At 35.4% G+C, this 4,386-nt stretch carries 6 protein-coding genes; all 6 read left to right on the forward strand.

The features are described from left to right. A partial coding sequence (locus B4C08_RS00825; protein WP_296662156.1) for a hypothetical protein occupies positions 1 to 224 on the forward strand: 224 nt, incomplete at its 5' end. Continuing rightward, positions 224 to 595, forward strand: coding sequence for a type II toxin-antitoxin system VapC family toxin (locus tag B4C08_RS00830; RefSeq protein WP_296662157.1), 372 nt, complete (start codon positions 224 to 226; stop codon positions 593 to 595). The genes B4C08_RS00825 and B4C08_RS00830, both read left to right, overlap by 1 nt. 9 nt (positions 596 to 604) lie before the next feature. Next, positions 605 to 1,894 (forward strand): DNA (cytosine-5-)-methyltransferase, encoded by a 1,290-nt coding sequence (dcm, locus tag B4C08_RS00835; protein ID WP_296662158.1) that lies wholly within the window; start codon positions 605 to 607, stop codon positions 1,892 to 1,894. Further along, positions 1,891 to 3,627, forward strand: a complete 1,737-nt coding sequence (locus B4C08_RS00840; RefSeq protein WP_296662159.1) for an AAA family ATPase — start codon at positions 1,891 to 1,893, stop codon at positions 3,625 to 3,627. The genes dcm and B4C08_RS00840 overlap by 4 nt, the downstream gene beginning before the upstream one ends. A 44-nt stretch (positions 3,628 to 3,671) precedes the next feature. Next, positions 3,672 to 3,944 carry a nucleotidyltransferase family protein gene (locus B4C08_RS00845; protein ID WP_296662160.1) on the forward strand — a complete coding sequence of 91 codons (273 nt, stop codon included), beginning with the start codon at positions 3,672 to 3,674 and terminating at the stop codon, positions 3,942 to 3,944. Continuing rightward, on the forward strand, positions 3,919 to 4,386 hold a 468-nt coding region (locus tag B4C08_RS00850; protein ID WP_296662161.1), incomplete at its 3' end, for an LlaJI family restriction endonuclease. The genes B4C08_RS00845 and B4C08_RS00850, both read left to right, overlap by 26 nt.

The raw sequence follows: 4,386 nt of genomic DNA on the forward strand, positions 1-4,386 counted from the left end.
ATTTTATGGAAAGTTCAAATGTAATAAGACTGTACAGCGAAATAGAAATGCTCTCTTACTCCGACCGGGTTTCATTATTGAATAAACTGTTAAGTTCGATTGGCTTCAGTCGCTCAAAAAAGACAGAATCTTCCTCTGAAAATTTTGACAAAGCATTTGGTCTATGGAAAGACAGCGACATAAATATTGAAAATATCCGTCAGAAAGCATGGAGCCGAACATAATGCTGTATCTATGCGACACTTGTATTTTAATTGATTACCTTCGTGGAAAAGAAGAAGCAAGAGAACGACTTTCTAATGATAGGACAAAAGGACTTGGAATGTCTGCTATAACTTATATGGAACTTATGATTGGAGCAAGAAATAAAAATGAAGTTATAGCCATAAAAAAGGCTTTTGCTGATTTTGAAATAATAGAATTGACAGAAGCTATTTCTGTAAAAGCTAGGAATCTAATAGAAAAGTTTGCGAAAAGTCATGGACTTCTAATTCCCGATGCTTTGATTGCGGCAACAGCACTTGAATTTGAAATTCCGCTTTCAACCTTGAATATTTCAGATTTTAAATTTATTCCAAATCTAACATTGGTTTAAGGGTTAAAAATGTCAGATATAGAAAACACATCTGTCCCAAAAAACGAACATTTTTCGGAACAGAAAATACCTCGAAAAAAATCAAAAGCCAACTACACAATTTTAGACAAATATATTGGTGAAAAAACTTTTGATGAAGACTATGCGCTTTTAAGTCATTATATCCAGCTTCAAGATTCCATTGCTGGTGAAAGATACAGAAAAATTCTTGAGCAAAACGGACTTGATGTTTTAAATTTTCCAGAAACAGATGATTTCAATGCAAAACTTGATGTTCCGTTTGGTATACCAAAAAATCCCTCGTTTACTTTTATTGATTTGTTTGCCGGTATTGGCGGATTTAGGCTTGCGATGCAGTCCTGCGGTGGTCAGTGTGTTTTTTCCTCTGAATGGGACGATGCCGCAAAGCAGACTTATTTTGAAAACTATGGAGAAGTTCCATTCGGCGATATAACAAAGCCTGAAACTAAAGATTTGATTCCTGAAAAATTTGATGTGCTGTGCGCTGGCTTTCCGTGCCAGGCATTTTCGATTGCCGGCTATCAAAAGGGATTTGATGATGTCCGTGGAACTTTGTTCTTTGATGTTGCAGATATTTTGGAAAAGCATCGTCCAAAGGCATTTTATCTTGAAAATGTAAAAAACTTGAAATCGCATGATGAAGGGCGAACTTTTGCAAAGATAATGGACGTTCTGCAAAATCGGCTTGGGTATATTGTTGACTCAAAAATTATGAATCCGTGCGAATATGCGAATGTTCCTCAGAACCGCGAGCGAATTTTTATAGTCGGCTTTGATCCGAATCAAGTTGAAATTCCCGAAATGTATTTTCGTAATGGGCAGTTTGAGTTTCCTTTTCCAGAAAAAGTTGAGCTTACAAAAAATATTCATGATGTGATAGATGATTCTATTGAAACGGAAAATCTTTTTTACAAAGAAAAACACCTCTATTACGACAGAATGAAAGATGTGATTGTAAACCCGGACACGGTTTATCAGTGGCGAAGAGTTTATATCCGCGAGAATAAAAGTGGAGTCTGCCCGACTTTGACGGCAAACATGGGCGAGGGCGGACATAATGTTCCGATTGTCCGAACTTCAAAAGGAATTCGAAAATTAACGCCTGAAGAATGTCTTGGATTTCAAGGATTCCCTGTCAATATTCAAAATCCATTCCGATTCCCGAACACAATTGCGCAAAGCAAGAAATACAAGCAGGCAGGAAACAGCGTGACAGAGCCCTTGATAGAACGCGTAGCAAGAAATGTAATTCAATTTGTTAGGGAGAATGAGAGATGACTCATACAGAAAAATTACTAAACTCAATTAAGCCTCTTAGAAATGAATATGAAGAATATTATGATGAACTTGTTTCTGTGTATTCTGCATATTCAAAATTTGATTCGGAATCTATAGACGAATATGTAAGAGATGTTTTTAGAAATTCAAATAGAGCTTTTTTTACGATTTGTTCAAAAGAATCATTTAATAATCTTTCTACAGGGGATAATTGGATTGATTCGATAATTTATACACCTTTAAATGATCATTCTCGTCCTTTTATGAAAAAAGGAGATATTGTTTTTTGTTATAGACAAGGTCAATTTTCTGATTTAAAAGAAGCATTGAGTATGCGAGGTATTTATGCTTTTGGATTTGTTGCTTCTGAGCCAAAACTTTTATTTCCTGATAAAACAGACCATAATAAATATGGAGTTGCTATTTTATTTCCTTTTGGAATGAAAGAGCATTTGGAATTGAGAAATATTCAGTTAAATCCTATTACTATTTCTTTGACGCCTTATAATGGTAACAGAAATGATGCATTACAATACATTCCTGAAAATGAATACTCAAAATCATTATTGGAACAAATTTGTCGAAAGAATCCATATTTAAGAAAATCAATTGAAAATGTTATTGGGAAAAATATAGAAGATAAACCTTTACCAGATGAAATATGGAATATAAATCATAATCTTTCTGAAAACTCTTATACCCCAAATTTCTCCCAAATCATCTACTACGGCGTTCCCGGCTGCGGAAAAAGCAACAAAATTGATAAGAAAACAGGAAGCATTTCTGACGAGCAGAAAATGCGTGTTGTTTTTCATCCTGAATACACAAACGCTGATTTTGTTGGACAGATTTTGCCTGTGCAGACACCTGATGGCATTGATTACCGTTTTAAGGCTGGACCTTTTGCACGAATTTTAAAACGCGCCTTGAAAAATCCTTCTCAACCATACTATTTAATAATCGAAGAAATTAATCGTGGAAACGCAGCGGCTATTTTTGGAGATTTGTTTCAGTTGCTTGACCGAAAAAGCGATGGCTGGAGCTCATACTTTGTTGAAAATTTAGACTTGAATTCGTTTATCAGAAGTGATGATGACAAATATTCTGATAAAAATGTAAAAACGTCTGTCCAAATTGGAAGTCTTACTTTCACAGAAAATACTTCAATCCGCCTTCCTCCGAATCTTTCAATTCTTGCCACAATGAACACGAGCGACCAGAATGTTTTTATATTGGACAATGCTTTTCAACGCCGATGGGATATGGTTCTGGTAAAAAACGAATTTGGTGAGGATTCTGAAAAAGCAAAAACTGAAGAAGAGCAAAAAAATATTGACCGGCAGAAAACGGCACTAATTGAAGGTTCTAAAATTACTTGGGAAACTTTCCATAAAACAATCAATGAGAAAATCTCGCAGTTTTCAAGAGAAAATAATTTTTCAAGCATGATAGACAAGCGGCTCGGCTGCTGGTTTGTCAAGGCTGTTCCTGATGATAAAAATGACATAAACGGAAAATATATTATTGAAGAGAAATCATTTAAAAACAAAATCCTGAAATATCTCTGGGACGATGCGTTCAAATTCAGCCGTGAAGATGTTTTTGAAGATGCTGATAATTTTGAATCTCTGCTAGAAAAAGTAAAAATGGATGCGCCGAACTTCGGAATTTTCAAGAATATTGAGTTTTTTGCTGAGAAATCAGAAAAATCTGAAGAAGAAAATGAAGTTTGACTTTTAAACTATAATTTTCCCAAAAAATGTAATATACTGTCATTATGGATAAACGAAAACTTTTGCAGGCTACAAAAATTCTCAAAGATGCCGGTTGCACGGAAATCTACATTTTTGGCTCTCAGGCGAATGGAAAGGCTGGTAAGAATTCCGATGTGGATTTGGGTGTAAAAGGACTTCCTGTTCAAAGTTTTTTTGGAATCCACTATGATTTGGAAACCGCGCTTAATATGAGAGTTGATTTGGTTGATTTTGACTGTCAAAATGATTTTTTCTCCCTATTAAAACGTCATGGAGAGTTACAGAAGATTGGATAAAATCTGCTGCGTTTATTTTGGAGAGGATAAAAACGACGCTGAAAGTCTTTCTGAAAAATTTGTCGGACTAAAGTGCACTGACGGAAAGCTGAAAATCTATTTTCCTGTGGGCTACAGAAAGCCGGACGAAAAAACTGATTCTCCTGCCGAAATAGAAAAAGAAGTCCGTAAAAACATTTTGAATCTTATTCAAATTCTGCGGACATTTGGGGAAAAGGAGGACAATCTTTCTTCCTCGCCGCTGATTTCAAAAAATCGAAATGTTGCATTTCCAGTTCATGCGTATCTTTTTATAATCCGCGATTTTTTGTCGAACGGCTATTATGTCCAGAAAGAAACGCAGTATTCAAAAAGTCAGGGCGGAAAAGTGAGCTGGAGCCGCACCATAAAAAGTGTCAAGCCGCAGTTTATTGATTTTCAGCCGTTTTATTTTGATTTTATA

Origin of the sequence: Treponema sp. UBA753, assembly GCF_002297325.1 — a bacterium.
Classification (GTDB): domain Bacteria; phylum Spirochaetota; class Spirochaetia; order Treponematales; family Treponemataceae; genus Treponema_D.